We start from the raw sequence: 26,617 nt of genomic DNA, 5'->3' as shown, positions 1-26,617 counted from the left end.
TGTCAGAGCGCCGCGAGGATCAGGAACAGGACGGTCAGGGCAAGGAAGCCTTCGCCCCACGGCAGGGCGGGCAGCGTGGCTGCCTGCGTGCGTTCGGTGCCGAAGCGGCTGGGTGTGGCGGCCTGCGTCATGAAATATCCGTTTGTGCCCGACGGGCGCGGCATCGAATTCCATGGACATCATAGCAAAGAGGCCCGGAAATCCGGGCCTCTTTCTTGGAAACAATGGGTTTCCGGTTCAGGATGCGGCGAGGTCGCGCAGCACGTAATGCAAGACGCCGCCGTGTTCGACATATTCGATCTCGATTTCCGTATCGATGCGGCACTTGATCTGGATGGTTTTGACGGTGCCATCTGCATAGGTGATCGTGCAGGGGATCAGCGAGAGCGGTTTGAGATCGCCTTCGAGGCCCGAGATCGAGACGGTTTCGTCGCCCTTGAGCCCCAGCGATTTGCGCGTGTCGCCGCCGGTGAATTCGAAGGGGATCACGCCCATGCCGACAAGGTTCGAGCGGTGGATGCGTTCGAAGGATTCCGCGATCACGGCCTTGACCCCGAGAAGGGCGGTGCCTTTGGCGGCCCAGTCACGCGAGGAGCCCGCGCCGTATTCGATGCCGCCGAAGATCACCAAGGGGGTGCCGTTGGCCTGATAGGCCATCGAGGCGTCGAAGATCGAGGTTTGCTTGCCGTCGGGGCCTTTGGTGTAGCCGCCCTCGACGCCGTCGAGCATCTCGTTCTTGATGCGGATGTTGGCGAAGGTGCCGCGCATCATGACTTCGTGGTTGCCACGGCGCGCGCCGTAGGAGTTGAACTCGGACACGGGCACCTGCCGTTCGGTCAGGTATTGACCGGCGGGGGTGCTGGCCTTGAACGAGCCTGCGGGCGAGATGTGGTCGGTGGTGATCATGTCACCCAGAAGGGCAAGGATGCGGGCGCTTTCGATGTTCTTGATCGTGCCCGGGGTCTTGGCCATGCCGCGGAAATAGGGCGGGTTCTGGATGTAGGTCGAGGACGCGGGCCAGTCGTAGGTTTCGGCCTCGGTGATCTCGACCGCCTGCCACTTTTCGTCGCCCTTGAAGACATCGGCGTATTTCTTGAGGAAGGCTTCGCGCGTCACGGTGGCGTGGACGAGGTCGGCGATTTCCTTGTTGGTGGGCCAGATGTCTTTCAGATAGACGGGCTGGCCGTCCTTGCCCGTGCCGAGCGGTTCGGTCGTCAGGTCGATGTTCATGTCGCCCGCGAGCGCATAGGCCACCACGAGCGGCGGGCTGGCAAGGTAGTTGGCGCGGACGTCGGGCGAGATGCGGCCTTCGAAGTTGCGGTTGCCCGACAGGACCGCGGTTGCGACGAGATCACCCTCGGCGATGGCGGCCGAGATTTCGGGCTGCAAGGGGCCGGAGTTGCCGATGCAGGTGGTGCAGCCGTAGCCGACGAGGTTGAAGCCCACGGCGTCGAGGTCTTCTTGCAGGCCAGCGGCGTTGAGGTATTCGGACACGACCTGCGATCCGGGGGCGAGCGAGGTTTTCACCCAGGGCTTGCGGTTCAGACCCAATGCGCGGGCCTTGCGTGCCACGAGCCCCGCGCCGATGAGGACGTAGGGGTTCGAGGTGTTGGTGCAGGAGGTGATCGAGGCGATCACGACCTTGCCCGAGGAAAGCTTGTAATCCTCGCCCTTCACCGCCACTTCGACGCCCATCGGGCGCTTGAAGGAGGCGTCCATTTCCTTGGCGAAGGAAGCCTTCGCGTCGGTCAGCGGCAGATAGTCCTGCGGGCGCTTGGGGCCGGAGATGGCGGGCACGATCTCGCCCATGTCGAGGTGCAGCGTCGAGGTGTAGACGGGGTCATAGTCGGGGCCGCGCCACATGCCGTTGGCCTTGGCATAGGCTTCGACGAGGGCGATGCGCGATTCCTCGCGGCCGGTCTGGCGCAGGTAGCGGATGGTTTCCTCGTCGATGGGGAAGAAGCCGCAGGTGGCGCCGTATTCGGGGGCCATGTTGGCAATCGTCGCGCGGTCGGCGAGCGGCAGGTGGTCGAGGCCGGGGCCGTAGAATTCGACGAATTTGTTCACCACGCCGTGCTTGCGGAGCATTTGCACCACTTTCAGCACGAGGTCGGTGGCGGTGGTGCCTTCGGTCATCGCGCCCGTCAGCTTGAAGCCGACGACTTCGGGGATGAGCATCGAGACGGGCTGGCCGAGCATCGCGGCTTCGGCCTCGATGCCGCCCACGCCCCAGCCGAGGACGGCGAGGCCGTTGACCATGGTGGTGTGGCTGTCGGTGCCGACGAGGGTGTCGGGATAGGCCACCTCATTCCCGTGCTGGTCTTTGTCGGTCCAGACGGTCTGGGCAAGGTATTCGAGGTTGACCTGATGGCAGATGCCGGTTCCGGGGGGAACGACGCGGAAGTTGTTGAATGCCTTCTGGCCCCATTTCAGGAACACGTAGCGTTCCATGTTCCGCTCATATTCGCGGTCAACGTTGGCTTTGAAGGCGCGGGGGGTGCCGAATTCGTCGATCATCACCGAGTGGTCGATCACGAGGTCGACGGGGACGAGCGGGTTGATCTTGGCGGCCGAGCCTTTCAGCCCGAGGATGCCGTCGCGCATGGCCGCAAGGTCCACCACGGCGGGAACGCCGGTGAAGTCCTGCATCAGCACGCGGGCGGGGCGGTAGGCGATTTCGCGCGGGTTCTTGCCGCCGAGTTTTGCCCAGTCGCCGAAGGCGCGGATGTCATCGACCGAGACGGTCTTGCCATCCTCGAAGCGGAGCATGTTTTCCAGCACCACCTTGAGGGCGGCGGGAAGGCGCGAGAATTCGCCCAAGCCTGCCGCTTCGGCGGCGGGGATCGAGTAGAAGCTGACGGTCTTGCCGCCTGCGGAAAGGGATTGGCGGGTCTTGGCGCTGTCGTGTCCGACGGTGACGGTCATGCGGGCCTCCTGACGCTGGGTTGCGGTGCGCTGGCCTTTGGCGGGCCGATTTTCTGCCCCTTTGCCTGTGATTCATCAGTCTGGCAAGGGAGTCGCGGTCTTTGTATGCAATTGTATGCCAAAAATAAAGCCCCCCGTTTCGCATGGATTTGCACGCTGCGGATGGCTTGGCTTGTTGCAAAAGCGGGCGGAACACTCGCAAAACCTTGATTGGCGGGAAGAAGCGGCTTTGATGTAGCAGGGTGTGACGCGGAATACCGGAAGTGGGGCAGGGTTTGGGGCAGATGCGACATATCGTCAGCGCGGTTGCGGTTGCCCTGCGCAAGGGCAGACCTGCGGCCTTGGCGGGCCTCGTCGGATCGTTGCTGACGACGCAGGCCACCTTGGCCGGAGACGGCAAGGATGCGGTGGTGGTGGAACTCTATACCTCGCAAGGATGTTCCTCGTGCCCGCCGGCGGACGAGTTCATGGGCGAACTGGCGCAGGCCGAGCATGTGATCGCGCTGTCGCTGCATGTGGACTATTGGGACTATATCGGCTGGGAGGACAGTTTCGCCAACCCTGCCTATACCGAGCGGCAGAAGGCCTATGCGCGGGCGGCGGGCAGCCGGATGATCTATACGCCGCAGATGGTGGTGGGCGGTGTGGACCGTGTCGAGGGCAACGAACCCGATGCGGTGGTGCGCCTGATCGGTCGGCACCTGAGCGCGCCGCGACCGGTGGCGCTGACCGTGACCCGCGACGGGGATCGCGTGACCATCCGGGCCGAGGCGAACCCGCCGCTGGCCAAAGGGGTGACCGTGCAGCTGGTGCGCTATTCGCCGGTCGAGACGGTCGAGATCACGCGGGGCGAGAATGCGGGGCGGGTGATGAGCTATCACAACGTCGTCACGCTGTGGCAGAAGATCGGCGAATGGCCGGGGACTGCGCCCTTCGACATGGTGGCCGATGCACCCGGGGACGAGCCTGTGGTGGTGATCGTGCAAGAAGCGGGGCCAGCCGCCATTCTTGCCGCCGCGCAGGTCGACTGAGCGCGGCTAGCGTTTCCAGCGCTTGTGGATCCAGAGCCATTGGTCGGGATGGGCGCGGACCTGCGCCTCGAGCGAGGCGTTGAGCGCCTTGGTCATGGTCAGCGGGTCGGAATGCGGGACCGGGGCTTCCACGATCAGATCGAAGCCGGTGCCGGTGGCCCCTGCCGTGCGCCTGCCGTAGACCGGCACGAGCAGCAGCCCGTATTTCAGCGCAAGTTCTGCGGCCGAGGTGGCGGTGCGGGCAGGGCGGCCCAGAAACGGCAGGCGGGGACTGCGGGCCACCGACTGGTCGATGAGCATTCCGACCATGCCGCCACGCCGCAGGAAGCGCACCATCTCGGCAAGACCGCGGCGGCCACGGGGGAAGATGGGCGTGCCGATTTCGGAGATCGTCTTGCGGTAATGGGCGTCGAAATAGCCGTTGCGGAAGGGTTTGTAGAGCGCGCCGACGGGGTGGCCGAGCGACGACAGGACCGCACGCGGCACGTCGTAATTGCCGAAATGGCCCGAAATGAGCAGCACGCCCTGTCCGCGTTCCTTGGCCGCGATCAGGGCGGCGAGACCTTCGCCAAGGACGGGTGAACTGGCCACGGCCTTGCGGAAATCGGCGCCGGAATAGACCTCGATCAGGGTGGCGCCCGCGTTGTGGCTGACGCGGTGGATCAGGCGGCGGACCTCGGCCGCGGGGAGGTCGGGATAGACGAGGGCGAGGTTTTCGCGGATGCGGCGCGGATAGCCCGCCAGAGGGGCGATGACCCGCGCGGTGACAAAACCGCAGAGCGGGCTGCGCCAGCGGTAGGGCAACAGCCGGATGCCGCCGATCAGCGCACGAAGGACGAGGTTTTGCAGGAAATCGACAAGGCCATAGCTGAGCTTGTCTTCGCTACGCGGCGACATGGGAAACCGTTTTCACTGATACAGGCACACGCGCCGTGCGGCGCAGTCCAGACATAGACGCGGGGCGCGCGCTTCACAAGCGCCAGAGCAGCGGTTCGGGAGGGCGCAAAGGTGGCGGGGTGGTCAGCCCTGCTTGGCCCGCGTTTCGCGGTGCCAGACGTAAAGGCCTGCCGCGACGATGATGCTGGCCCCGAGGATCGTCAGGGCATCGGGATATTCGCCATAGAGGACGATGCCCCAGAAGGTGGCCAGCACGATTCCCGCATAGCCGAAGGGGGCGACCGAGGACGCCTCGGCGATCGAGAAGCTGCGGATGAGGGCGAGTTGTGCGGCCGTGCCGAGGCAGCCCACGGTGATGAAATAGGGCAGGTCGGAAAGCGGGATGGGCACCCATGCGCCGGGCAGCAGGGCGCTGGTGGCGAGCGTGCCGAAGAGTGCCGCGTAGAACATCGAGGTCCATGCCGTTTCCTGCGCCCCGACAAGGCGCGTGAGCAGCGCACTCGAGGCGTAGCACACCGCGCAACAGAGCGGCAAAAGGGCGGCGGGCGTAAAGACGCCGAGGCCGGGGCGGATGACGATCATCGCGCCGATCATGGCCGCGACGACGCCGAAGATGCGGCGGGGGCCGAGCTTCTCGCCCAGAAAGAGAGCTGCGCCCAGCGTGATGAGGACGGGGTTGATGTCGGTCAGGGCCGTGGCCTCGGCCAGACCGATGTAGTTGAGCGAGGTGAAGAAGAAGCCCGTCGCGCCAAGCTGCGTGGCCGACCGCAGGATATGCAGTTTCGGGTGGCGGGTGCGCAGCACGGGGGGAAGCCTGCGGTTGAGCAGAAGGACCACCAGCAGCAGTTGTCCGAAAAAGCGCGCCCAGACCACCTGTTGCGTCGGGTAACGCTGCACCAGACCCTTTGCCAGCGCATCCATCGCGGTGAAGAGAAGGATGGCGAGGAGCATCAGCAGGATGCCCTTGCGGGTGGAAGCGGATGTGGGGACGAGCATGACGCGCCTGTGTTGGGTCGGGCGCAGGCTAGGGGGAGGCGGCAGCAGGGGCAAGGGGTTACGGGTTGGGGCGCTGGAGTTGCCTGCGCCGTCTTGGCCCGTCGGGAAAGCGTTTCTGACCGGGAATGGCGGCGGCCAACGGGCCTGCGGAACTGTCACGCGCGGGTCAGTGTGGCAAAGCGCGCGGGGGTAGCGGTGATGGACTGGCGAGCGGTCCTTTCGGATTTCCACATCGGGACGAGGACGATTCCGTCGGTGCGAGGCGGTGGCTTGGCGAATGGCGTGGGTCTTGGTCCCCCTTGGGCGCGCGATCAGCGATCATCGCGTTGCAGGGTGATTTCGCCGGCCGATTCGAGTTGGCGGATGGCGGCGATGATGGCGCCTGTGGCGGCTTCGGCATCTGCCTCGCGAACGGAGCCGAGGGCTTCGGCCTCTTCCCGCAGCGATTGGGCCATGCGTTGCGAGATGTTGGCGAGGATGAAATCGGCCACGGCGGCGTTGCGCGGGTCGGCGGCGCTGGCGGCCAATGCGGTGGTGAGTTGCGCGGGATCGACGAGGCGGATGATCTTGGGCAGGTCGCGCGGCGCGATGCGCGCGGGGATATGGGCATAGGTGAAGATGGCCTTGCGCACTTCGGCCGCGAAACCGGCGTCCTGCTGGTCGAGCCCGTCGAGCACGCGGTCGCGCGTGGCCGAGGGTGAGACGTTGAGGATTGCGCCGACACGTTCGACAGGCCCCGCCTCGAAGGCGCGGGCGGGTTGGGCGTCGAGTTGCGCGGCAAGCGACAGTCCGATGCGGCGGACGGTTTCGGGATCGACCCCGCCGGTCAGCGAGATGGCATAGGCGATGCGGCGCGCCTGATCGCCGGGGAGCTGGGTGAGGAGTTCGGCCGCCTTGGGCACGGGGAGCTTGGACAGCATCACGGCGGCGACTTCGGTGGATTCGGTGGTGAGGACGGGAAGCAGGCGTTCGGGCGGCAGGCTGGCCAGAGTATCCCACGGGTCGGCCTTGGCGGCAGTGCCCGCAAGCCGGCGCAGGCGGCTGGCGGCGGTGGTGGAGATATGGCCATCCATCAGGCCAAGCGCCCCCTCTACCCCTGCGGGGAAGGCAAGGCCGGTGTCTTCGAGAAGGGTGACGAATTCGTCGACCACGGCAGAGAGCGTGGCGCGGTCGATCAGGCGCATCTGGCCCATCTGCTCGGCCAAGGCGGCTTGCAGGTGGTCGGGAAGCGAGGAGAGCGGCAGGCGGCTGCCTTCGGCCAGAAGGAGGCGGACGATGATGGCAGCCTTTTCCCGAGGGCTGGGCGAGGGGCGGCCGGGAAGGTGCGAGGGGGCGAGGGTAAGGTCTGTCATGGGGCCTTTGCGGAGTTTCCGGCAAGGGCAGCATGGGGCAAGGCGGTTAAGCGACGGTTAGCGGCGGGCGCAGGGGGTGCGTCATTGACGGGCGGGCGTGGAAGGGGGGGGGGCGTGGAAGGGGGGCTGTCTGCCCCCCATCGTCGCCTGGCCCTTGGCCAAGCGACGCCCCCCGAGGATATTTTCACGAATGTGAAAGCCGCAAGGTCGCGCGTCAGGACGAGGTGACGGGCTGGCAGGTGCCGGTCGCCGCGTCATAGAGCGTGCCTTCGGCGCAGGCCGAGGCGGAGATATTGGATTTCATATGGTCACAGCCGCCTTCGGCAAGGGCGAAGGTCGGGGAAAGCATAAGGGCAATCACGGCGAGGGTCGTCTTGATCTTCATCGGGCGTCCTCCATCTTGGTTGCGGCGCAGGGTCGCGCGAAACAGAGGGTAGCACGGAATCGGACGGGGCAAGGGGGATTTCGCACCCGCCTTGCCCCGGTCAAAGGCTTTGCGCCGCGGGATCAGCCGAAAACGCGCTTGAAGATCGTGTCGACGTGCTTGGTGTGGTAGCCGAGGTCGAACTTCTCCTCGATCTCGGCGGGCGAGAGGGCGGCGGTCACTTCGGGGTCGGCCAGAAGCTCGGTCTTGAAGTCGGCACCCTTTTCCCAGACCTTCATCGCGTTGCGCTGGACGAGGCGATAGCTGTCCTCGCGGCTGACACCGGCCTGGGTGAGGGCGAGAAGCACGCGCTGCGACATCACGAGACCTTTGAACTTGTTCATGTTGCGCAGCATGTTTTCGGGGTAGATCACCAGCTTTTCCACGACACCCGCCAGACGGTGCAACGCGAAGTCGAGGGTGATGGTGGTGTCTGGCCCGATGGCGCGTTCCACCGAGGAATGCGAGATGTCGCGTTCATGCCAGAGCGCCACGTTCTCGAGCGCGGGCACGACCGACATGCGCACAAGGCGGGCGAGGCCGGTCAGGTTTTCGGTCAGCACGGGGTTGCGCTTGTGCGGCATGGCCGAGCTGCCCTTCTGGCCGGGGGAGAAGAATTCCTCGGCCTCGAGCACTTCGGTGCGCTGCATGTGGCGGATCTCGATGGCGATGTTTTCGATGCTGGAGGCGATGACGCCCAGCGTGGCGAAGAACATGGCGTGACGGTCGCGGGGGATGACCTGCGTGCTGATCGGCTCGGGCGTCAGGCCGAGTTGGGCGCAGACATGTTCCTCGACGCTGGGGTCGATGTTGGCGAAGGTGCCGACCGCACCCGAAATGGCGCCCGTGGCGATCTCGGCCTTGGCGGCCAGAAGGCGGGCGCGGTTGCGGTGCATTTCGGCGTAGAAGCGCGCGAAGGTCAGGCCCATCGTCGTGGGTTCGGCATGGATGCCGTGGCTGCGGCCGATGCGGACGGTGTCCTTGTGCTCGAAGGCGCGGGTCTTGAGCGCGGCGAGGACGCGGTCCAATCCGGCAAGCAGCAGGTCGCTTGCACGGACGAGCTGGATGTTGAAGGTGGTGTCCAGAACATCCGATGAGGTCATGCCCTGATGCACGAAACGGGCGGTATCGGAGCCGATGATTTCCGAAAGGTGGGTCAGGAAGGCGATGACGTCATGCTTGGTCACGGCCTCGATCTCGTCGATGCGGGCCACGTCGAAGGTTGCGTCCTTGGCTTTCCAGACGGCGGCGGCATTCTCTTGCGGGATCACGCCAAGGGCGGCTTGCGCGTCGCAGGCATGGGCCTCGATCTCGAACCAGATGCGGAATTTGGTCTCGGGCGACCAGAGGGCGACCATTTCGGGGCGGGAATAGCGGGGGATCATGGGCAGCGCCTTCCTGAGCAGGGGATGGCGCGGCCTTAGACCGCTTGGGCGCGCAAGGCAAGGCGGGCCGGCCCTTTTGCCCCTTTCATACTTGCACAAATATCCTCGGGGGGGGGCGCGCGGCACGCGCGACGGGGGGCAGACAGCCCCCCTTTATGCGGGTGCTACGACAGGCGCGGGTCGAAGGGGTAGCGGGTCAGGTTCTCGTGTCCCGTTTCGGTGATCAGCACCTGATCCTCGAGCTTGATCGAGAAATCGCCGCCTTCGGGGCTGACGAGGGCCTCGACGCACAGCACCATGCCCGGTTGCAGCGCCACGTCGAAGGCACCTTCGACCCACGTGTCGGGATAGGGGACGAAGGGCCATTCGTCGCAGAGGCCCACGCCGTGCATCTTGCAGGAGTATTTCTGCTTCCAGAAGCTGGTCCCGAGCTGGTGGCCGCCGTGGGTCAGTTCTTTGATGGTGACGCCCGGCTTCAGCATGGCCATGTTGGTGTCGATATGCGCGCGGGCATGGGCGAAGGCGTCGATCATGTCGGGGCGGGGTTTCTGGTCGCCCACCCACCATGTGCGGGAAATGTCGATGCAGATGCCGTAGCAGCCGATCAGGTCGGTATCGAAGGCCACGATCTCGTTGTTCCGGATCAGGCGGGGGCCGCATTCCTGAAACCACGGGTTGGTGCGGGGGCCGGATGCCAGCAGGCGGGTTTCGATCCACTCGCCGCCGCGCTTGATGTTGCCCTTGTGCAATTCGGCCCAGACATCATCCTCGGACATGCCGCCAAGGGGAATGCGGGTGCGGGCTTCATGCTCCATCTCGGCAATCGCGCTTTCGCAGGCGTGGTGGGCGCAGCGCATGGCGAGGATTTCGTCGGGGCCCTTGATGGCGCGGGTGCGTTCGGTGACCTCTTCGCCTTCCATCACCTGAAAGCCTGCGGATTCGAGGGCGCGCAGGCCGTTGATCATGATCTTGTCCACCGCAAGGCGGCGGTTGGTGCCGGCGTGTGCCCGCATCACCTCGTCCACCTGTGCGGCGAAGGAGCGGGCGTCTTGCGCCACGGCATCGCCGCAGACGTTGTAGAAGAAAGAGGCACCCGAGCGCAGTTCCTTGACCAGCGGGTTGAAGGTCACGAGGAAGGGGGAGTTCTTGTATTCCCACACGACCATATGGCCGTCGGCGCAGAGCAGGCAGGCGCGGAACGGGTTGTGACTGTTCCAGAGCTGCATGTTCGTCGTGTCGGTTGCGTAGCGGATGTTGAGCGGGTCGAACATCAAGACCCCGCCATAGTCGCGGTCGATGAGCGATTGCGTGAGGCGCTTCCAGCGGTATTCGCGCATGCGTTCGAGGTTGGGCGGTGTCAGCCCTGCCGCCTGCCATTCGGCAAAGGCGGTCTGGGTGGGGCCGATCTCGACCCGGTCATTGTCGTTGGGGGTGCCGTCGCCAAGGGTTGCGCCGCGCGTGGGGTCGATCTTGCGGCGGTCGGCGTAATGCTGGTCCATCTGGCGGCGATCCCCTGTTGCTGTGGAAAGGGTCGGGCAGGGCGCGGTTTTGCGCTGGCTTGGGCGCGACAGGTCGGTGTCGTTTTGGTGCGGGCGCGCTGTGGGACGGGCGCATAGCCTTGGGGCATGACCGCGCCGATCCTGCAACAGAGACTGCCCTTTGCCCCGTGGATGGAGGGGCGGACGTGGCGTTTGCCGGGGATCGTGCCGCTTGGCGACGGGAATTGGGTGCTGCGGGACGAGGCCTTTGCGGGCCAGATGGCCGAGCGCGACCGTCTGATCGCCGGGCGTTTGCCGCTGGTGCATGACCTGCTGCCCGAAGGGCGGGACGCGGTGGACGAGCTTTACCGTGCCGTGCTGGGCAAGATTGCAGGCGATGCAGGCTATCGGGTCGGTCTGTCCGAGGTGGCAAGGCCCGACGGGGTGGTGGTGCCGCTCGATCCGGCGCGGCCGCTCGTCACGCTGGGACGGCTGGTGCAGGAGGATCTGTGCCTGATGCAGGCGCGGGGGGACGAGCATGTGCTGACCGGGGCGATCCTGTGCTTTCCGGCAAGCTGGACGCTGGCGCAAAAGATCGGCAAGCCGCTGACGGGCATCCATGTGCCTGTGCCGCATTACGATGACGGGATGGCCAAGCGGGTGCAGCGGCTGTTCGATGCGATACGGGTGGAGCAGCCGTTGATGCGCTTCAATGCGCTGATCTATGACGATCCGGTCCTGCACCAGCCGCGCATCGAGGGGGCGGCGCGGCCGCGTCCGGTCGAGAAGATCTACCTGCGGTCGGAACGCCAATGCCTGATGCGCCTGCCCGAGACGGGGGCGGTCGTCTTTTCGATCCATACCTATGTGGTCAGGATAGCGTCGCTGTCCGTGGCCGAGCGCGAGGGGCTGGCGGCGGCGGGTCTTTAGACCATCAGGCCCATGAGGCTGTGCGCGAAGGGAAGTTGCGACAGGCCGAGGATCGAGCAGGTCAGCGCCATGACGCGGGCCGAGGCGTTGACGTTGCCGCCCTTGAGCAGGGAATAGGTCAGCATCGCGGCCCCTGCGGGCAGAAAGACGACCATCAGCGTCATGTCCATCGTCGAGGCGGCGAGGCGGAGTTTCACCGTCTGCGGGGCCTGACCGTCGGCGGGCTGCGGGTAGAGTGCCGCGCGCAGGCGGGCCATTTCGGGATTGGCCGGGCGCAGCGAGACGGGTTCGGTATTGGCGGGCTGCATCGAAGGCGCGGGTTTGCTGGCCAATGCGGCGGCGCGGGCGCGTTCGGTCTTGGCGGCTTTGAGCGCCTGTGCCTTCTCGGCGAAGCTGACGGCGCTGAGGTCGTCGGTTTCGGGGAAGGCGCGCAGGACCTTGGTCGTTTCCGAGCGGACGGGGGCCGAGGCGGGTTTGGTCGTCACTTCGAAATCGGGCAGACGGTCGAAGAGATCGTCGATCAGGTCGGCGGTCACGGGGCCGGTGACCTGATGCCAGAGCATGCGTTCAGGGGCGAAGCGGGCCTTGAGACGTTCCGCGATGAGATGGCAAAGCTCGTCATGGCGGCGGCGGTCGATCGGATCGGCATAGCCGTCGGGGCCGGGGCCGACCGAGATCATCAGGCTGGCGGGTTTGCCCGGTTCGACGCCGTCGCGGCAGTAGCTGAGCGTGAAGCGCGCGCCTTCGACATCGAGAAGGACCAGATCGTCGCAATCCCATGTGATCATGCGCTTGCCGGCACCCGACCGTTGCAGCGCGCCGTCAAGTTCCTTGACCAGAAGCGCAAGGTTGAGCGCGGGGTCATGGTCGAAGACAAATTGCGCAATGGTGCTGTTCTGGTTCGGCGGAGGGAAATCCGCGTGAATGGCCTGGTGCTGCGCGATCGTCATGGCTTGCCCTCTGACAATTCCGTTCACCAGTTTTAATAAATGTGAATTGTGCCGAGATTCGGATCAATTTGTGATTATTAAACGGTCCTGTCCGGGGTATTGCCGAATTCTCGCCTGTTTTGGTATGCGGGTGTCGCGGTTTCTGCTTGAGGTTGAGTAAGGCAGACTGTCCGCGGCACCGCGGATGCCTTGTCGGGGATGCCGACGATCAGAGGAGGTGGGAGAGGCTGCTCTGCCAGATGCCCAGCACCCCGGCGACCACGGCCATCGCCTGTGCCGAGAGGCGCATGTTGCCGCCGCGCAGGAGCGAATAGGTGGTGAGGGCCGCGCCTACGGGAAATGCCACGACAACCAGCGTTGCGTTCATGGCGTGGCTTGCGAGGCGCAATTGGGCCGAAGCGGGGGTGGTGACGGCGTCGGAGCCGACGCTGTCGGCATAGAGTGCGGCGCGCACGCGGGCGAGATGTTCATGTAGCGGGGCGGGCAGGTCCGGCAGGTCGTTTGCCGCAATTGTGGCCGAGGGATGGTCTTGCGGCAGGGACGGTTCGGCCGTGGGGGCCGAGACATGCCAGAAATTCGCCTCGTCCGGTGCCAAGGTGTTAACGGCGTGGGACAGGCGCGCCCTTGCGCGGTGGCGGCTGGCACGGATGCGCGGGTCGAGGGTCTGGTCGGCTTCGGCCACGGGTTCGGGGCCGAACACATCCGAGAAGATGTTCAGCGCGACGAGGGATTGGCGGGGGTCGAGGGCGGCATCCTCGCGTTGGGGAGAAAGGCGCAGGGGGCGGCGCGGCGTGATGGAACGCGCGGGCGCCGGATCCTGCTGTTGCAGGAACATGGCTTCCAGATCGCCCGAAGGAAGCGGCGGATCGGCAAGCGGTGCGTGGCCTTCGATATCGAGCATGGCGAACTTCCAACTCATTAAAAACACAAGTATTGACAGACTCCGGTTTAATTGTGGCGAAAACGGGGCAGTTTTATCTGCGACCTGCGGCAGTTAGGGAAAATATAGCCGGCGATTGTTTCGCAACCTGTGGCGGAAATGCGAAAGGGCCGCCCGAAGGCGGCCCTTTGCAAGACGATCCCTGCCGATCAGCAGGAGTAATACATCGCGTATTCGACCGGGTGGGGGGTATGCTCGAAGGCATAGACCTCTTCCCACTTGAGGGCCATGTAGGCCTCGAGCTGGCTCTTTTCGAACACGCCGCCCTGAAGCAGGAAGTCGTGGTCTTTTTCAAGCTCTTCCAGCGCCTCGCGCAGCGAGCCGCAGACGGTCGGGATTTCGGCCAGTTCTTCGGGCGGCAGGTCGTAGAGGTCCTTGTCCGAAGCGGGGCCGGGGTGGATCTTGTTCTTGATGCCGTCGAGACCGGCCATCAGCAGGGCGGCGAAAGCCAGATAGGGGTTCGCCGACGGATCGGGGAAGCGGGCTTCGACGCGCTTGGCTTTGGGCGATTCCGTCCACGGAATACGGACGCAGCCCGAGCGGTTGCGGGCCGAGTAGGCGCGCAGAACCGGTGCTTCGAAGCCCGGGATCAGACGCTTGTAGCTGTTGGTGGACGGGTTGGTGATGGCGTTCAGCGCCTTGGCGTGCTTGAGGATGCCGCCGATGAAGTAGAGCGCCTCGACCGAGAGGTCGGCGTATTGGTCGCCCGCGAAGAGCGGCTTGCCGTCCTTCCAGATCGACATGTTGACGTGCATCCCCGAGCCGTTGTCGCCCTTCATGGGCTTGGGCATGAAGGTCACGGTCTTGCCATAGGCGGCCGCGACGTTGTGGATGACGTACTTGTACTTCTGGATGTTGTCGGCCTGTTCGACCAGACCGCCGAAGATCATGCCGAGTTCGTGCTGGCAGGTCGCCACTTCGTGGTGGTGCTTGTCGACCTTGATGCCCATGCGCTTCATGGTCGAGAGCATCTCGCCGCGCAGGTCCTGGGCTTCGTCGATCGGGTTGACCGGGAAGTAGCCGCCCTTGTAGCCCGCGCGGTGGGCGAGGTTGCCGCCCTCGAAGGAGGAGTCGGTGTTCCATGCCGCCGCTTCCGCGTCGATCTGGTAGGACACCTTGTTCGGCGCGACCTGATAGCGGACGTCGTCGAAGATGAAGAATTCGGCTTCGGGGCCGAAGTAGGCCGCGTCGCCCACGCCCGAGGATTTCAGGTAGGCTTCGGCTTTCAGCGCGATCTGGCGCGGGCAGCGGTCATAGGCTTCGCCGGTGTCGGGCTCGACCACGTTGCAATGCACGCACATGGTCTTTTCGGCATAGAAGGGGTCGATGTAGACCGAAGTGGCATCGGGCATGAGTTTCATGTCCGACTGGTCGATCGACTTCCAGCCAGCGATCGACGAGCCGTCGAACATGAAGCCTTCCTCGAAGAAGTCTTCATCCACGAGGTCGGCTATCAGCGTGACGTGCTGAAGCTTGCCTTTGGGGTCGGTGAAGCGGATGTCGACGTATTCGACGTCCTCGTCCTTCATCAGTTTCAGAGCATTCGCTACTGCGCTCATCATGATGCCTTTCGGGTTGAGTGTTTCGGTGCGGTCGGGCCGGAGGGGCCGTTCCGGATGGATCAGACCGCGTCGTCGCCGGTTTCGCCGGTGCGGATGCGGATGGCCTGTTCGACGGAGGAGACGAAGATCTTGCCGTCGCCGATCTTGTCGGTGCGGGCGGCGCCGATGATCGCCTCGATGGCGGCATCGACCATGTCGTCGGTCAGGACGACCTCGATCTTCACCTTGGGCAGGAAGTCGACGACATATTCGGCACCGCGGTAGAGTTCGGTGTGACCCTTCTGGCGCCCGAAGCCCTTGACCTCGGTGACCGAGAGGCCCTGAATGCCGGCTTCCTGAAGGGCTTCCTTCACTTCGTCGAGCTTGAAGGGTTTGATGACCGCTTCGATTTTCTTCATGGGCCGACTCTCCCCCTGCCTGTCTTTTGCCCTCTGACCACTTCTTGTTGGCAGGGACAATCTGCTAGGGTCGGGGCGGGGCGCTTCGTCGCGGGTTTTGGCGGGGTGCGTCTGATTTTTAATCAAAGCGCCTATTTTATGTGCGTTTTGAAAACAGGGTGGATGCGCGGTGGCAAAGATTCTGACTTCTGCACAAATGCGCGGCATCGAAGCGGCGGCGATGGCCTCGGGGCGGGTGACGGGGCTCGAGCTGATGGAGCGGGCGGGGCGCGGGGTGGTTGAGGCCATTCTGGCGCATTGGCCGGAGCTTGGGGCGGGGCATGGCAAGGCCATCGTGCTTTGCGGGCCGGGGAACAATGGCGGGGACGGCTATGTGATCGCGCGGCTGCTGCGCGCGCGGGGTTGGGAGGTTGCGCTGCACGCGCTGGCCCCCGCCGCGACAGCGGATGCCGCCACGATGGCGCAGGAGTGGGGCGGGCCGGCCGCAGGTTTCGAGGCGCTGGAATGGGAGGCGCTGCGCGGGGCTGCGGTGGTTGTGGACGCGGTGTTCGGAACCGGTCTGACACGTCAGGTTGCACCCGGGGTCTGGGGCGCGCTTGCAATGGCGCAGGAGGCGGGCGCGCGTCTGGTGGCGGTGGACATATTGTCGGGGCTGGATGCGGACAGTGGCGCGGTGCGGGCCGAGGGCGGCTATCTGGACCATCCTGCGGCGCTGACGGTGACCTTTCAGGCCGCGAAACTTGGCCACCATCTCGGGGCAGGCGGATCGCTTACGGGGCCGCTGGTCGTCGTGGATATCGGATTGGACCGCGAATTGGCGGCGCTGGACGGAGCGGTCGAGGCGGCCGAGGTGTCAGCAGAGCGGTTGAAGAAGGTCGAAGGACATAAATACAGCCACGGACACGCGCTGGTGCTGGCAGGCGGCGTCGGGCGTGGCGGCGCGGCACGGTTGGCGGCGCGGGCGGCGCTGCGCGTCGGAGCGGGGCTGGTGACTTTGGGATGCGAGGCCGGAGCCGTGGCCGAGAATGCGGGACGGCTGGACGCTGTGATGCTGCGCGAGGTGGCCGGAGCCGAGGCGCTGGCCGCAGTCTTGCAGGACGCCCGGATTTCGGCGCTTGTGGCGGGCCCCGGTCTTGGTTTGGGCGCGCGCGAGGCCGGGCTGGTTGCGGCGGCACTGGGCGGCGCGCATCGGCCCGCGGTGGTGCTGGATGCCGACGCGCTGACGCTTGTGGCGCAGGACGCGACGCTATTTGCGCTGTTGCATGACCGCTGCGTTCTGACCCCGCACGAGGGCGAGTTCGCAAGGCTGTTTCCCGATCTTGCGCCTCGGCTCGGGCGGGGGAAGGTCGAGGTCCTGCGCGGGGCGGCAAAGCGGGCGGGATGTGTGGTGCTGCTCAAGGGCGCCGACACGGTGATTGCCGCAGCCGACGGGCGCTGTGTGGTCCATGCGGCGCTGCGCGAGAGGGCGGCACCCTGGCTTGCCACGGCCGGGTCCGGCGATGTGCTTGCGGGGATCATTTGCGGGTTGGTGGCGCGGGGCTGGTCCGGCTTTGCCGCAGCCGAGGCGGCGGCCTTTCTGCATGTCGAGGCGGCGCGGGAATTCGGGCCCGGATTGATCGCCGAGGACCTGCCCGAGATGCTGCCTGCGGTGTTCCGGCGGCTGGGGGTTTGAGCGGCAATTTTCCGCAAGGAAAGTTGCAAATTCCCGGGAAGGAAACCGGCGGGGCGGCCTTGATCGTTTCGCGGCATTTTCCTCTCGCATCCCCCTTGGCGCTTTGCTAGAAGGGCGCGGAATTTTCGGGGTGCGCTTGGACCGGACCGGAAGGGACGGACATGGCGTGCTTTGGGCAATTTGCGGGTGTGGCGAAACTGGTAGACGCACCAGATTTAGGTTCTGGCGCCGCAAGGCGTGGGGGTTCAAGTCCCTCCACCCGCACCAGTGGATGAAAAGAAGGACGGAAACATGCAGGTCACCGAGACCCTGAACGAAGGTCTGAAGCGCAGCTACACCATCACGGTGACGGCCGCCGAACTGGACGCCAAGGTTCAGGAAAAGCTGGTCGAGGCTCAGCCCGAGATCGAGATGAAGGGTTTCCGCAAGGGCAAGGTGCCGCTGCCGATCCTGAAGAAACAGTTCGGTCAGCGCATGATCGGCGATGCCATGCAGGACGCCATCGACAGCGCGATGAAAGAGCATTTCGACAAGTCGGGCGACCGCCCTGCGCTTCAGCCCGAAGTGAAGATGGTCGACGGCGAGACCTGGTCGGAGGGCAAGGATGTCGTGGTCGAGATGACCTATGAAGCCCTGCCGCCGATTCCGGAAGTCGACTCCAGCAAGATCACGCTGGACCGTCTGGTCGTGAAAGCGTCGGACGCCGATGTCGAGGAAGCGTTGAAGAACCTTGCCGGCACCGCGCAGAATTTCGAGGACCGCAAGAAGGGTTCGAAGGCCAAGGACGGCGATCAGGTCGTGATCGACTTCAAAGGCTCGGTCGATGGCGTGCCGTTCGAGGGTGGCTCGGCGGATGACTACGCGCTGGTGCTCGGGTCGAAGTCGTTCATTCCGGGGTTCGAGGACCAGCTGGTCGGCGCCAAGGTCGGCGACGAGGTTTCAGTCAACGTGACCTTCCCCGAAGCCTATGGCGCGGCACACCTTGCCGGCAAGGCCGCTGTCTTTGCCTGCACCATCAAGGCGGTGAAGGAAGCCAAGCCTGCCGAGATCGACGACGAGCTGGCCAAGAAGTTCGGCGCCGAGGATCTGGCCGCGCTGAAGGGCCAGATTTCGGAACGTCTCGAAGTCGAATACAAGGGCGCGTCGCGCGCCGTGCTGAAGCGGGCGCTGCTGGACCAGCTGGACGGTATGGTCAAGTTCGACCTGCCCGCCAAACTGGTTGAGGCGGAAGCCTCGCAGATCGCGCACCAGCTGTGGCACGAAGAGAACCCGCACGAGCATGGCCATAACCACGGGGCCATCGAAACCACCGACGAGCACAAGTCGCTGGCCGAGCGCCGCGTGCGCCTTGGCCTGCTGCTGGCCGAAGTCGGTCGCAAGGCCGAGGTCACCGTGACCGACGCCGAGATGACGCAAGCCGTTCTGGCGCAGGCCCGCAACTATCCGGGCCAAGAGCGCGCCTATTTCGACTTTGTCCAGAAGAACCCGCAAGTGCAGCAGCAGCTGCGCGCGCCGATCTTCGAGGACAAGGTTGTTGACCATATCGTTGCCGGGGCCAAGGTCGCCGACAAAGAGGTCAGCAAGGAAGAGCTGCAAAAAGCAATCGAAGCGCTCGACGAGCTGTGATACGAACAAAGGCCGGGGGGAAACCTCCGGCCTTATTGCTGAAGCGGCCCGATGTGCGGGCCCTGTGTGACGAGTGGAGGGTCCGGCCGTAACCGGACTGTCGGATGTGCGGGCCTTTCAGGGGGGCCTTTTATATGGTGTTTGGGTTTAGACGACTGAAGGCCGGGTCTGTCGCCGTGCGACCTGATGATGTGCCGGAGATGCCCGCCGAAGCGGCCGGTGAACGGTTCATCTTTACCGGCAAGCCCGCAATCGGTGGTCGGCCCGTCCCGTTCCAGCCCAAGGGCAACGCGCTTCCCGTCTTTTTCCTGCATATTCCGCGCACCTCGGGTGGCACGGTGTTGCGTTATCTGGGCAAGTTCTGGGGGCCGCAAGCCGTGGTCGACGGGGCCGAGACCCTGTTGCCGCAGCTTTTGGCGCGCCGATCCGAGACGATGGCCACCGATGTCGTTTCGGGCCATGTGCCGCTGGTGCGTTGGGAGTTCTTTACCGGGTCTTCGGCCTATCGCCGCGTGACCGTGCTGCGCGACCCCTGGGCGCGGCTGGTGTCGCATATCAACTGCATCGGGCGTTTCAACGATGGCGAGCCGATTCCGCCGGGGCCGTGGGCGGCATCGTGGAAAACGATGGCCGCCGCCGTGTCGCGGACGGATTTCGCCTCGCGCGCGAGCATGGAGCGGCTGGTGCGGCTGTGGTCGCCGGTCGAGGGCGGGTTCGACAATTTGCAGGTGCGGATGCTGCTGACGGGGTCGATGGCCTCGATGGTCAAGGCGCTTGTGCCGCGGGATGTCGAGCGGGCGGTGCAGAACCTCGACACCTTCTCGGTGGTCGGGCTGTGCGAGGATCAGGCCGGTTTGCAGCGCCGTCTGGGCGTGCTTGCCGGAGCGGGCAAATCGGCGCCGCTGGTCGCCTTTGAAAACGCGGGCAAGCCGAGCGTGCTGTCGGTGCGCAACGATCTGGCGCGCGAGGTGCTGGAACCGTGGTTCATCGCCGATCTGGAGCTATACACCAAGGCCAAGGCGATCGCCGCGCGTCAACCCGGCTGAGAGTTCGCCGCGTTTTCACGCCAGAGGACGTAGAGGCCCGCGCCGATGATGATGCTGATGCCGCCCCATGCGGTGAGGTCGGGCCACTGACGCCAGAAGACCCATCCGTAAATCACGGACCAGATCATGCCGGTGTATTCGAAGGGGGTCACGACGCTGGCTTCGGCGATGCGGTAGGCTTGGGTGAGAAGCGTCAGGCCGACGGCGGCGATCACGCCGCAGGACATCATCAGCATCAGGTCAAAGGCGGTCGGCATGGCCCAGCCGCGCAGCAGGAAGGCCAGCGAGGGGTGAACCTCGGTTCCGTAGCTGCCGGTGCCGAGGATGGCCGACAGCACCAGCGCCGCGGCGAGAAAGACGGCATTGCCCCAGAAGGCGAGGGCGGCGGCGCTTTCGGTGGTGCCGAGACGACGCGCCGAGATCATCGACAGCGCATAGGCAAAGCCGGAAAAGACCGGAAGCAGGGCGGCCCATTCGAAAACCGCGCCCGTGGGGCGGACCATGATGACCACACCGACAAAGCCCGCGACCAAAGCGAGCCAACGGCGCGGGCCGACATGTTCGCCCAGCATGAGGACGGAAAGCATGGTGATGAAGAGCGGGGCGGAAAAGTACAGCGCCACGGTCGTCGCCATCGGCAGGGCGGGCAGGGCGATGTAGTAGCAGGTATAGGCAAGGAACATGATGACGCCGCGCCGGATCATCGCCAGCGTGCCGGGGGTGAAGAGCGATTTCAGCCCGGCCTCGTAGTGGACGAGGGCGAGAAGGAAGGGGATGGCCGTCAGGCTGCGCAGGACCATCGCCTGATGCAGAGGATATTCGCCCGAGAGCAGTTTGAGGATCAGGTCCTGCATCGAAAAGACGGCAACGCCGGCGACGAGGAAGGCAACGCCCTTGGCGCTTTCGCGGCGGATGGGCGGGGAAAGGGCGGTCATGGGGGCCTCGCTGCGGTCTTGGTCGACGGTAGCGGTTGCGGGGCGGGGGGCTGCGCTGCGCGCGACATGCGGTGTCGCATCGAGGGAGGGCGGCCCACGGAAGGGGGGCAATTTTCCCGGAAGAGACATGCAAAATCCTTTGAAGGATTTTGGCGCGGGTGCGACGGGTCGGGACTTTGTGCCGCGCAAGAAAAAACCGCGCGAAGGTTTCCCCTCGCGCGGTTTTGTCTCATCGGGTCGGAGGGGACGATTACTCGTCGTCGCCCGCTGCCGAACCCATGTCGTCGAACAGTTCCGCGATTTCGAAATCGGCGGCAGCTTCGGCTTCGGCGGCGAGGTCCTGGATGGACTTGCCCGAGGCTTGCAGTTCGGCTTCTTCCGGCGAACGTGCGACGTTCAGCGTGACCTTGACGGTCACTTCCGGGTGCAGCACGACCGAGACGGTGTGCAGGCCGAGATCCTTGATCGGACGATCGAGGACGACTTGCGCACGGTTGACGGTGAAGCCTGCTTCGGTCGCAGCTTCGGCGGCGTCACGGGTGGTGACGGAGCCGTAGAGCGCGCCGGCGTCGGAAGCGGAACGAATCACCACGAAAGTCTGACCGTCGAGCTTGGCGCCGACGACTTCAGCTTCTTTCTTGGTTTCGAGGTTCTGGGCTTCCAGCTGGGCTTTCTTGGCTTCGAACGATTTGATGTTGCCATCATTCGCGCGGAGCGCCTTGCCCTGCGGCAGCAGGTAGTTGCGGGCGTAGCCGTCCTTGACGTTTACGACTTCGCCCATCTGGCCAAGCTTGGCCACGCGCTGAAGGAGGATGACTTGCATGTGGGTCTCTCCTTACTTCACAGCGTAGGGCAGCAGGGCGAGGAAGCGGGCGCGCTTGATGGCTTGCGCCAGTTCACGCTGCTTCTTTGCCGAGACTGCGGTGATGCGGGACGGAACGATCTTGCCGCGCTCGGACACGTAGCGCTGCAGAAGGCGGACGTCCTTGTAGTCGATCGCAGGCGCGTTGTCGCCCGAGAAGGGGCAGACCTTGCGGCGGCGGAAAAACGGTTTGTTGGCCATGGTTTATCCTTTCCTACCGATCAACGACGGAAGCCGCCGCGGTCACCACCGCGGTCGCCGCCACGATCGCCCGACGGACGGTCACCACGGTCGGGACGGTCGCCGAAGCTGCGCTCACGACGCTCGCCGCCGCCGAAACCACCCTCGGGGCGGTCGCCGCGTTCACGGTCGTCGCGCTTCTGCATCTGCACCGACGGACCTTCGGCATGGGTGTCGACCTTGATGGTCAGCACGCGCATCACGTCGTCATGCAGGCGCATCAGGCGTTCCATTTCCTGCACGGCGGCCGCGGGAGCGTCCGACTTGAGCAGGGCATAGTGGCCTTTGCGGTTCTTGTTGATCTTGTAGGCCATCGTCTTGACGCCCCAGTACTCGTGCTCGACGACCTTGCCGCCGTTGTCCGAGAGAACCGTGGAGAAATGTTCGATGAGGCCTTCGGCTTGCGTGTTGGACAGGTCCTGACGCGCAATGAAAACATGCTCGTAAAGCGGCATGTAAGCTCCAGTTCATACAAGGTGCATTTCATAGGGCGGGCATTTTGCCTTTCCGCGGCCCGTCCACGAGAGGCTGCACCGGTTCGCGTGAATGCGGAAAGGATGCGGCCTTATACAGAAAGGCGGCGGGGATGCAAGCGCAGGGTGCGGCGCATCAGCGGGCCGAGGCGGGAAGCCCGAAGAGGCGGTCGAAGGCCCATGTAAAGGCCCAGGTGTAGGCGAGGAAGGCGAGGATGAGGACGGACTCGTAGGCGAGGGCGGTCAGAACGGGAACGGCGAACCACCACGCGGTAAGGGGAAGAAGGACGAGGAGCAGCCCGGCCTCGAACAGCAGGGCATGGGCGGTGCGGCGGGCGAGGCCACGGCCCCGTATGGTCTGGCGGGCTTCCCACGCCTCGAACAGGGCGTTGAAGGCGAGGTTCCAGAGCATGGCGATGGTCGAGCAGAGGGCGGAGAACACAAAGGAACTGCCGGCGCCGGTATCGGCCATGAGCAACAGCAGGGCGGTGGACATGAGGATGCCCCCGCCCTCGAAGGCTGCGGCATAGATCAGGCGGCGAAGGGTGGGGCGGTCGTGCAGGGCCATGCGCCACGCTTTCCACGCCGGCCGCGCCGCTGGCAAGGGGATCGGACCGATGTTGCCCGAGGATGGCGGGGGGCGTGGCGGTGCTGCACCATGACCGCCGCCGGATCGCCCGATGACCCGATGGCCGTTGCTGCGCGCTTGCGGCTTGGGCGGGCGACGTGTCGGCGTTGCATGGGGGGGCGTGGCGGGGTAATCGGGAGGCAACAGAGGGAGAATACCGCATATGAGCCGCGCATTCGTATTTCCGGGACAAGGGGCGCAGACCATTGGCATGGGCCGCGCCCTTGCCGAGGCCTATCCGGCAGCAAAGGCCGTGTTTGAAGAGGTGGACGAGGCTTTGGGCGAGAAGCTGTCCAGTTTGATCTGGGAGGGCGAGATCGAGGCGCTTACGCTGACGCAGAACGCCCAACCCGCGCTAATGGCGACCTCGATCGCGGCGCTGCGGGCGCTCGGGTCCGAGGGGATCACGGTTGCAAGCCATGCCGCCTTTGTCGCGGGTCACAGCCTTGGTGAATATTCCGCGCTTTGCGCGGCCGGGTCGCTGGGCCTGTCCGATACGGCGCGGCTGCTGCGGATTCGCGGCTTGGCGATGCAAGAGGCGGTGCCTGTCGGGGTTGGCGCTATGGCGGCGCTGCTCGGGCTCGACTTTGCGACGGCGACCGAGGTTGCTGCCGAGGCCGCGCAGGGCGAGGTCTGTCAGGCGGCCAATGACAATGACCCCGCGCAGGTGGTGGTTTCTGGGCATAAGGGGGCCGTGGAGCGGGCCTTGGAGATCGCCAAGGCGAGGGGGGCCAAGCGGGCGCTGCTGTTGCCGGTGAGCGCACCTTTCCATTGCGCGCTGATGCAGCCTGCGGCGCATCGCATGGCCGAGGCGCTGGCCGCCGTTGTGGTGGAAAAGCCCGTCGTGCCGGTGGTCGTGAACGTAAGGGCCGAAGCGGTGACAGAACCCGACCGCATCCGCGACCTGCTGGTTGCGCAGGTGACGGGATCGGTGCGCTGGCGCGAATCCGTGCTGTGGATGGAAGGCGCGGGCGTTACGGAATTCTGGGAGATCGGCGCGGGCAAGGCGCTGTCGGGGATGATCAAGCGGATCGCGAAGGATGCGGCGACCCGTGCAGTCGGCACGCCCGAGGATGTGATCGCGGCCAAGGGCTGACGGTTCCTATGACGGCGGTCGGGGGGGGCGATTTGCCCCCCCTTTTTTGTTTGTCGTCACCTCACCCCTCAAAGGCTGTTCTGGCGCGCAGGAATGCCGGGGGGGCAAATTTGGCCAAGACGGACCGCAAGGCGGTTGCGGCGCGGGGGCGCCACCTAGGGGATGGGCCATGCCTACGGTGGGAAAGGAACCCATGCGCCCGCCGATGGCTTATAGGACGAGGTCGCTGCCTGTGCTTTCGCGCTTTGCGACGGGTGCCGATGTCGGAGGGGACTGCAAGCCGCCCGTATCGCGCCGCATTTGCGACTGACCCTAAGGGGCCTCTGGCCTATGATGCGGTTCTTGCGGCCGCGCGCGGCCAGCCCTTTCAAGCCCAAGCACTTTCAATCCAAGGACAGTTCCATGACCCAAAGCCGCACAGTCAACCGCCGGTTCGTTCTGGCCGAGCGTCCGCAGGGCGAGCCGACCGCTGCCACGCTGCGGCTCGAGGCGGTGCCGGTGCCTGCGCCGGAAAAGGGCAAGATGCTGCTGCGCACCGAATATCTGTCGCTTGATCCCTACATGCGCGGACGGATGAGCGATGCGCCCTCATATGCCGCGCCGGTTGCTGTCGGGGCGGTGATGGAGGGGGGGACGGTCGCGCAGGTCGTGGCCTCGGATGTTGACGGGTTCAAGCCGGGTGACCGGGTGCTGAGCTACAACGGCTGGCAGGATTATGCGGTGTCGGATGGTGTGGGGGTTACCCTGCTGGATCCGCAGATGGCGCATCGGTCCTGGGCTTTGGGGATATTGGGCATGCCGGGATTTACCGCCTGGGCGGGCCTTACGCAGATCGGCCAGCCCAAGCCGGGCGAGACGGTCTGCGTGGCGGCTGCGACGGGGCCGGTCGGTGCGACGGTGGGCCAGATCGCCAAGCTGATGGGCTGCCATGTGGTGGGCATTGCGGGGGGTGCGGAGAAATGCGCCCATGCGGTGGGAAGGCTGGGCTTCGACCAGTGCATCGACCACAGATCCGCTGACTTTGCCGACCAGCTGGCCGTGGCCGCGCCGAAGGGGATCGATGTCTATTTCGAGAATGTCGGCGGTGCGGTGTTCGACGCGGTCTTGCCGCTATTGAACACGGGCGCGCGGGTGCCGGTCTGCGGGCTGATCTCGCAATACAACGCCACGCGGCTGCCCGACGGCCCTGACCGGCTTTCGATGCTTTTGGGGCAGGTCCTGCGCAAACGCATGACGCTGCGCGGGTTCATCATCTTTCAGGATTTCGGCCATCTTTATCCGGCCTTTGCCAAGGCGATGGGCGATTGGCTTGCGGCGGGCCGGATGCACTACCGCGAGGATATGATCGACGGTCTGGAGCAGGCGCCCGATGCCTTTATCGGCCTTTTGCGCGGAGAGAATTTTGGCAAAAGGGTCATCCGTATCGGCCCTGCCGAACTGGAGGCGTGACGGCAGGGGCAGGCGTCGCGGTTCGGGTGGCAAAGCGGGGGGCTTGCTGCTAGGAGGGGGCAAAACCCCATCGTTGGAGGATTTGATGTTCGATTTGACGGGTAAGACGGCGCTTGTGACGGGGGCTTCGGGTGGAATCGGGGCCGAGATCGCGCGGGCGCTGCACAAGGCGGGGGCGACGGTCGGGCTTTCGGGCACCCGGGTCGAGCCGTTGCAGGCGCTGGCGGCCGAGCTTGGGGGACGGGCGCATGTGCTGCCTTGCAACCTGTCGGTGGCCGACGAGGTCGAGGCGCTGGTGAAGCAGGCGACCGAGGCGATGGGATCGGTGGACATTCTGGTCAACAATGCGGGCATCACGCGCGACGGGTTGGCGATGCGGATGTCGGACGAGGATTGGCAATCGGTGATCGACGTCAACCTGACCTCGACCTTCCGGCTGTGCCGCGCGGCGATCCGCGGCATGATGAAGGCACGCTGGGGGCGGATCGTGAATATCTCCTCGGTCGTGGGCACGACGGGGAATGCCGGGCAGATCAACTATGCCGCGAGCAAGGCCGGTATGGTCGGGCTGTCGAAATCGCTGGCCGCCGAGGTGGCGAGCCGTGGCATCACCGTGAACTGCGTGGCGCCCGGTTTCATCACCACGGCGATGACGGACAAGCTGAACGAACAGCAGAAGGCCGGAATCCTTGGCGCGGTGCCTGCGGGGCGGATGGGCGAGCCTGCCGAGATCGCGGCGGCCGTGCTTTACCTTGCCTCGGTCGAGGCGGGTTATGTCACGGGGGCGACGCTGCATGTGAACGGCGGTATGGCAATGGTGTGACAGGGGGCGGCAGGGAACGCTTGAAAGCGTTTGCCTTGTGATGCCGCCCTTGCTATAGGCGCGACGAACCGGCTGGGGAGCAAACCTTGGCCGTCCCGTGTTATGCGGGGTAGCGAAGAAAAACGGGACGTTTCCCCGCAACGGAAAGAGGAAGAGACCATGAGCGACATCGCCGCACGCGTGAAGAAGATCGTCGTCGAGCATCTTGGCGTCGAAGAGGACAAGGTGACCGAGAACGCATCGTTCATCGACGATCTGGGCGCGGACAGCCTCGACACGGTCGAGCTGGTCATGGCGTTCGAGGAAGAGTTCGGGATCGAGATTCCGGACGATGCCGCCGAAACCATCCAGACCTTTGGCGACGCGGTGAAGTTCATCTCGGAAGCCGCCTGATCCGATTTCCGGACAGGACGATCTAGCGAAGGGCGCCCCGAACGGGCGCCCTTTTGCTATGTGCGGCGGGGCGATGGGGCGGCGCATGTTGCGTGGGCAGGGGGCT

General features: G+C 65.1%; 26 protein-coding genes and 1 tRNA gene. 10 read left to right on the top strand and 17 right to left on the bottom strand.

Annotated elements, in window-relative coordinates; translation table 11 throughout:
* Positions 1–2: 2 nt before the first annotated feature.
* Together H7F16_RS19890 and acnA are read right to left on the bottom strand one after the other, a co-directional pair.
* Complete coding sequence (locus H7F16_RS19890; protein ID WP_277818367.1) at positions 3–131, bottom strand: hypothetical protein; 129 nt, start codon at positions 129–131, stop codon at positions 3–5.
* 106 nt (positions 132–237) lie between these two features.
* Positions 238–2,925: an aconitate hydratase AcnA gene (acnA, locus tag H7F16_RS10260; RefSeq protein ID WP_185797456.1), complete on the bottom strand. Its 2,688-nt coding sequence runs from the start codon at positions 2,923–2,925 to the stop codon at positions 238–240.
* A gap of 284 nt (positions 2,926–3,209) precedes the next feature.
* On the opposite strand from acnA, the gene H7F16_RS10255 reads away from it, so the two are divergent.
* Positions 3,210–3,956, top strand: a complete 747-nt coding sequence (locus H7F16_RS10255) for a DUF1223 domain-containing protein (RefSeq protein ID WP_185797455.1) — start codon at positions 3,210–3,212, stop codon at positions 3,954–3,956.
* Between the two features lie 6 nt (positions 3,957–3,962).
* On the opposite strand, the gene H7F16_RS10250 is transcribed toward H7F16_RS10255, so the two are convergent.
* From H7F16_RS10250 to dddP, 6 genes are all read right to left on the bottom strand, one after another.
* The gene (locus H7F16_RS10250) at positions 3,963–4,853 is read right to left on the bottom strand and encodes a lysophospholipid acyltransferase family protein (protein ID WP_185797454.1); all 891 of its coding nucleotides are present in this window, start codon (positions 4,851–4,853) and stop codon (positions 3,963–3,965) included.
* A 123-nt stretch (positions 4,854–4,976) separates the two neighbouring features.
* A complete protein-coding gene (locus H7F16_RS10245; RefSeq protein WP_185797453.1) occupies positions 4,977–5,849 on the bottom strand; it encodes a DMT family transporter in 873 nt (290 codons plus the stop codon).
* Positions 5,850–6,160: 311 nt separating this feature from the next.
* The gene (locus H7F16_RS10240; RefSeq protein WP_185797452.1) at positions 6,161–7,201 is read right to left on the bottom strand and encodes a flagellar motor switch protein FliG; all 1,041 of its coding nucleotides are present in this window, start codon (positions 7,199–7,201) and stop codon (positions 6,161–6,163) included.
* A gap of 214 nt (positions 7,202–7,415) precedes the next feature.
* Positions 7,416–7,586, bottom strand: a complete 171-nt coding sequence (locus H7F16_RS10235; protein WP_185797451.1) for a hypothetical protein — start codon at positions 7,584–7,586, stop codon at positions 7,416–7,418.
* 122 nt (positions 7,587–7,708) lie between these two features.
* Positions 7,709–9,010 carry an adenylosuccinate lyase gene (gene purB / locus H7F16_RS10230; protein ID WP_185797450.1) on the bottom strand — a complete coding sequence of 434 codons (1,302 nt, stop codon included), beginning with the start codon at positions 9,008–9,010 and terminating at the stop codon, positions 7,709–7,711.
* Positions 9,011–9,174: 164 nt separating this feature from the next.
* Positions 9,175–10,509 carry a dimethylsulfonioproprionate lyase DddP gene (gene dddP / locus H7F16_RS10225; RefSeq protein ID WP_185797449.1) on the bottom strand — a complete coding sequence of 445 codons (1,335 nt, stop codon included), beginning with the start codon at positions 10,507–10,509 and terminating at the stop codon, positions 9,175–9,177.
* Between the two features lie 126 nt (positions 10,510–10,635).
* On the opposite strand from dddP, the gene H7F16_RS10220 reads away from it, so the two are divergent.
* Positions 10,636–11,418 carry a heme-dependent oxidative N-demethylase family protein gene (locus H7F16_RS10220; RefSeq protein WP_185797448.1) on the top strand — a complete coding sequence of 261 codons (783 nt, stop codon included), beginning with the start codon at positions 10,636–10,638 and terminating at the stop codon, positions 11,416–11,418.
* On the opposite strand, the gene H7F16_RS10215 is transcribed toward H7F16_RS10220, so the two are convergent.
* From H7F16_RS10215 to H7F16_RS10200, 4 genes are all read right to left on the bottom strand, one after another.
* A complete protein-coding gene (locus H7F16_RS10215) occupies positions 11,415–12,368 on the bottom strand; it encodes a hypothetical protein (protein WP_185797447.1) in 954 nt (317 codons plus the stop codon). The two genes, H7F16_RS10220 and H7F16_RS10215, sit on opposite strands and share 4 nt — an antisense overlap.
* Positions 12,369–12,576: 208 nt before the next feature.
* On the bottom strand, positions 12,577–13,287 hold the full coding sequence (locus H7F16_RS10210; RefSeq protein ID WP_185797446.1) for a hypothetical protein: 711 nt from the start codon (positions 13,285–13,287) through the stop codon (positions 12,577–12,579).
* Between the two features lie 170 nt (positions 13,288–13,457).
* Positions 13,458–14,867 carry a type I glutamate--ammonia ligase gene (glnA, locus tag H7F16_RS10205; RefSeq protein WP_185797445.1) on the bottom strand — a complete coding sequence of 470 codons (1,410 nt, stop codon included), beginning with the start codon at positions 14,865–14,867 and terminating at the stop codon, positions 13,458–13,460.
* Positions 14,868–14,929: 62 nt separating this feature from the next.
* Positions 14,930–15,268: a P-II family nitrogen regulator gene (locus tag H7F16_RS10200; protein ID WP_185797444.1), complete on the bottom strand. Its 339-nt coding sequence runs from the start codon at positions 15,266–15,268 to the stop codon at positions 14,930–14,932.
* Between the two features lie 169 nt (positions 15,269–15,437).
* Here H7F16_RS10200 and H7F16_RS10195 point away from each other — a divergent pair, with 169 nt between their 5' ends.
* From H7F16_RS10195 to H7F16_RS10180, 4 genes are all read left to right on the top strand, one after another.
* Entirely contained in the window at positions 15,438–16,940 is a 1,503-nt protein-coding gene (locus tag H7F16_RS10195; RefSeq protein WP_338401990.1) for an NAD(P)H-hydrate dehydratase, read from the top strand.
* A 182-nt stretch (positions 16,941–17,122) separates the two neighbouring features.
* Positions 17,123–17,207: transfer RNA gene (locus H7F16_RS10190), tRNA-Leu, on the top strand.
* A 24-nt stretch (positions 17,208–17,231) separates the two neighbouring features.
* Positions 17,232–18,566 carry a trigger factor gene (gene tig / locus H7F16_RS10185; RefSeq protein ID WP_185797442.1) on the top strand — a complete coding sequence of 445 codons (1,335 nt, stop codon included), beginning with the start codon at positions 17,232–17,234 and terminating at the stop codon, positions 18,564–18,566.
* Between the two features lie 176 nt (positions 18,567–18,742).
* Positions 18,743–19,612 (top strand): hypothetical protein, encoded by an 870-nt coding sequence (locus tag H7F16_RS10180; protein ID WP_185797441.1) that lies wholly within the window; start codon positions 18,743–18,745, stop codon positions 19,610–19,612.
* Here the strand turns inward: H7F16_RS10180 and H7F16_RS10175 are convergent.
* From H7F16_RS10175 to H7F16_RS10155, 5 genes are all read right to left on the bottom strand, one after another.
* Positions 19,600–20,547, bottom strand: a complete 948-nt coding sequence (locus H7F16_RS10175) for a DMT family transporter (RefSeq protein ID WP_185797440.1) — start codon at positions 20,545–20,547, stop codon at positions 19,600–19,602. The two genes, H7F16_RS10180 and H7F16_RS10175, sit on opposite strands and share 13 nt — an antisense overlap.
* Positions 20,548–20,797: 250 nt before the next feature.
* Complete coding sequence (gene rplI / locus H7F16_RS10170; protein WP_185797439.1) at positions 20,798–21,370, bottom strand: 50S ribosomal protein L9; 573 nt, start codon at positions 21,368–21,370, stop codon at positions 20,798–20,800.
* Between the two features lie 12 nt (positions 21,371–21,382).
* A complete protein-coding gene (gene rpsR, locus H7F16_RS10165) occupies positions 21,383–21,610 on the bottom strand; it encodes a 30S ribosomal protein S18 (RefSeq protein ID WP_108435775.1) in 228 nt (75 codons plus the stop codon).
* 20 nt (positions 21,611–21,630) lie between these two features.
* A complete protein-coding gene (rpsF, locus tag H7F16_RS10160; protein WP_185797438.1) occupies positions 21,631–22,104 on the bottom strand; it encodes a 30S ribosomal protein S6 in 474 nt (157 codons plus the stop codon).
* A gap of 154 nt (positions 22,105–22,258) precedes the next feature.
* Entirely contained in the window at positions 22,259–22,690 is a 432-nt protein-coding gene (locus tag H7F16_RS10155) for a PACE efflux transporter (RefSeq protein ID WP_185797437.1), read from the bottom strand.
* 223 nt (positions 22,691–22,913) lie between these two features.
* Between H7F16_RS10155 and fabD the strand changes: the two genes are divergently transcribed.
* From fabD to H7F16_RS10135, 4 genes are all read left to right on the top strand, one after another.
* The gene (gene fabD, locus H7F16_RS10150) at positions 22,914–23,846 is read left to right on the top strand and encodes an ACP S-malonyltransferase (RefSeq protein WP_185797436.1); all 933 of its coding nucleotides are present in this window, start codon (positions 22,914–22,916) and stop codon (positions 23,844–23,846) included.
* Between the two features lie 402 nt (positions 23,847–24,248).
* Positions 24,249–25,295: an NADP-dependent oxidoreductase gene (locus tag H7F16_RS10145; RefSeq protein WP_185797435.1), complete on the top strand. Its 1,047-nt coding sequence runs from the start codon at positions 24,249–24,251 to the stop codon at positions 25,293–25,295.
* An 85-nt stretch (positions 25,296–25,380) separates the two neighbouring features.
* Positions 25,381–26,118: a 3-oxoacyl-[acyl-carrier-protein] reductase gene (fabG, locus tag H7F16_RS10140; protein ID WP_185797434.1), complete on the top strand. Its 738-nt coding sequence runs from the start codon at positions 25,381–25,383 to the stop codon at positions 26,116–26,118.
* Positions 26,119–26,277: 159 nt separating this feature from the next.
* Positions 26,278–26,511: an acyl carrier protein gene (locus tag H7F16_RS10135; RefSeq protein WP_023666215.1), complete on the top strand. Its 234-nt coding sequence runs from the start codon at positions 26,278–26,280 to the stop codon at positions 26,509–26,511.
* Positions 26,512–26,617 lie beyond the last annotated feature (106 nt).

The organism is Paragemmobacter straminiformis, from assembly GCF_014243445.1.
In the GTDB taxonomy this organism is placed as follows: Bacteria; Pseudomonadota; Alphaproteobacteria; order Rhodobacterales; family Rhodobacteraceae; genus Paragemmobacter; species Paragemmobacter straminiformis.
This window is presented reverse-complemented; position numbering and strand designations above follow the sequence as displayed.

Bases quoted from the DNA above. Each gene is read 5' to 3' on its own strand.
- H7F16_RS19890 (WP_277818367.1), bottom strand. From the start codon at position 131: ATGACGCAGGCCGCCACACCCAGCCGCTTCGGCACCGAACGCACGCAG.
- acnA (WP_185797456.1), bottom strand. From the start codon at position 2,925: ATGACCGTCACCGTCGGACACGACAGCGCCAAGACCCGCCAATCCCTT.
- H7F16_RS10255 (WP_185797455.1), top strand. From the start codon at position 3,210: ATGCGACATATCGTCAGCGCGGTTGCGGTTGCCCTGCGCAAGGGCAGA.
- H7F16_RS10250 (WP_185797454.1), bottom strand. From the start codon at position 4,853: ATGTCGCCGCGTAGCGAAGACAAGCTCAGCTATGGCCTTGTCGATTTC.
- H7F16_RS10245 (WP_185797453.1), bottom strand. From the start codon at position 5,849: ATGCTCGTCCCCACATCCGCTTCCACCCGCAAGGGCATCCTGCTGATG.
- H7F16_RS10240 (WP_185797452.1), bottom strand. From the start codon at position 7,201: ATGACAGACCTTACCCTCGCCCCCTCGCACCTTCCCGGCCGCCCCTCG.
- H7F16_RS10235 (WP_185797451.1), bottom strand. From the start codon at position 7,586: ATGAAGATCAAGACGACCCTCGCCGTGATTGCCCTTATGCTTTCCCCG.
- purB (WP_185797450.1), bottom strand. From the start codon at position 9,010: ATGATCCCCCGCTATTCCCGCCCCGAAATGGTCGCCCTCTGGTCGCCC.
- dddP (WP_185797449.1), bottom strand. From the start codon at position 10,509: ATGGACCAGCATTACGCCGACCGCCGCAAGATCGACCCCACGCGCGGC.
- H7F16_RS10220 (WP_185797448.1), top strand. From the start codon at position 10,636: ATGACCGCGCCGATCCTGCAACAGAGACTGCCCTTTGCCCCGTGGATG.
- H7F16_RS10215 (WP_185797447.1), bottom strand. From the start codon at position 12,368: ATGACGATCGCGCAGCACCAGGCCATTCACGCGGATTTCCCTCCGCCG.
- H7F16_RS10210 (WP_185797446.1), bottom strand. From the start codon at position 13,287: ATGAGTTGGAAGTTCGCCATGCTCGATATCGAAGGCCACGCACCGCTT.
- glnA (WP_185797445.1), bottom strand. From the start codon at position 14,867: ATGAGCGCAGTAGCGAATGCTCTGAAACTGATGAAGGACGAGGACGTC.
- H7F16_RS10200 (WP_185797444.1), bottom strand. From the start codon at position 15,268: ATGAAGAAAATCGAAGCGGTCATCAAACCCTTCAAGCTCGACGAAGTG.
- tig (WP_185797442.1), top strand. From the start codon at position 17,232: ATGCAGGTCACCGAGACCCTGAACGAAGGTCTGAAGCGCAGCTACACC.
- H7F16_RS10175 (WP_185797440.1), bottom strand. From the start codon at position 20,547: ATGACCGCCCTTTCCCCGCCCATCCGCCGCGAAAGCGCCAAGGGCGTT.
- rplI (WP_185797439.1), bottom strand. From the start codon at position 21,370: ATGCAAGTCATCCTCCTTCAGCGCGTGGCCAAGCTTGGCCAGATGGGC.
- rpsR (WP_108435775.1), bottom strand. From the start codon at position 21,610: ATGGCCAACAAACCGTTTTTCCGCCGCCGCAAGGTCTGCCCCTTCTCG.
- rpsF (WP_185797438.1), bottom strand. From the start codon at position 22,104: ATGCCGCTTTACGAGCATGTTTTCATTGCGCGTCAGGACCTGTCCAAC.
- H7F16_RS10155 (WP_185797437.1), bottom strand. From the start codon at position 22,690: ATGGCCCTGCACGACCGCCCCACCCTTCGCCGCCTGATCTATGCCGCA.
- fabD (WP_185797436.1), top strand. From the start codon at position 22,914: ATGAGCCGCGCATTCGTATTTCCGGGACAAGGGGCGCAGACCATTGGC.
- H7F16_RS10145 (WP_185797435.1), top strand. From the start codon at position 24,249: ATGACCCAAAGCCGCACAGTCAACCGCCGGTTCGTTCTGGCCGAGCGT.
- fabG (WP_185797434.1), top strand. From the start codon at position 25,381: ATGTTCGATTTGACGGGTAAGACGGCGCTTGTGACGGGGGCTTCGGGT.
- H7F16_RS10135 (WP_023666215.1), top strand. From the start codon at position 26,278: ATGAGCGACATCGCCGCACGCGTGAAGAAGATCGTCGTCGAGCATCTT.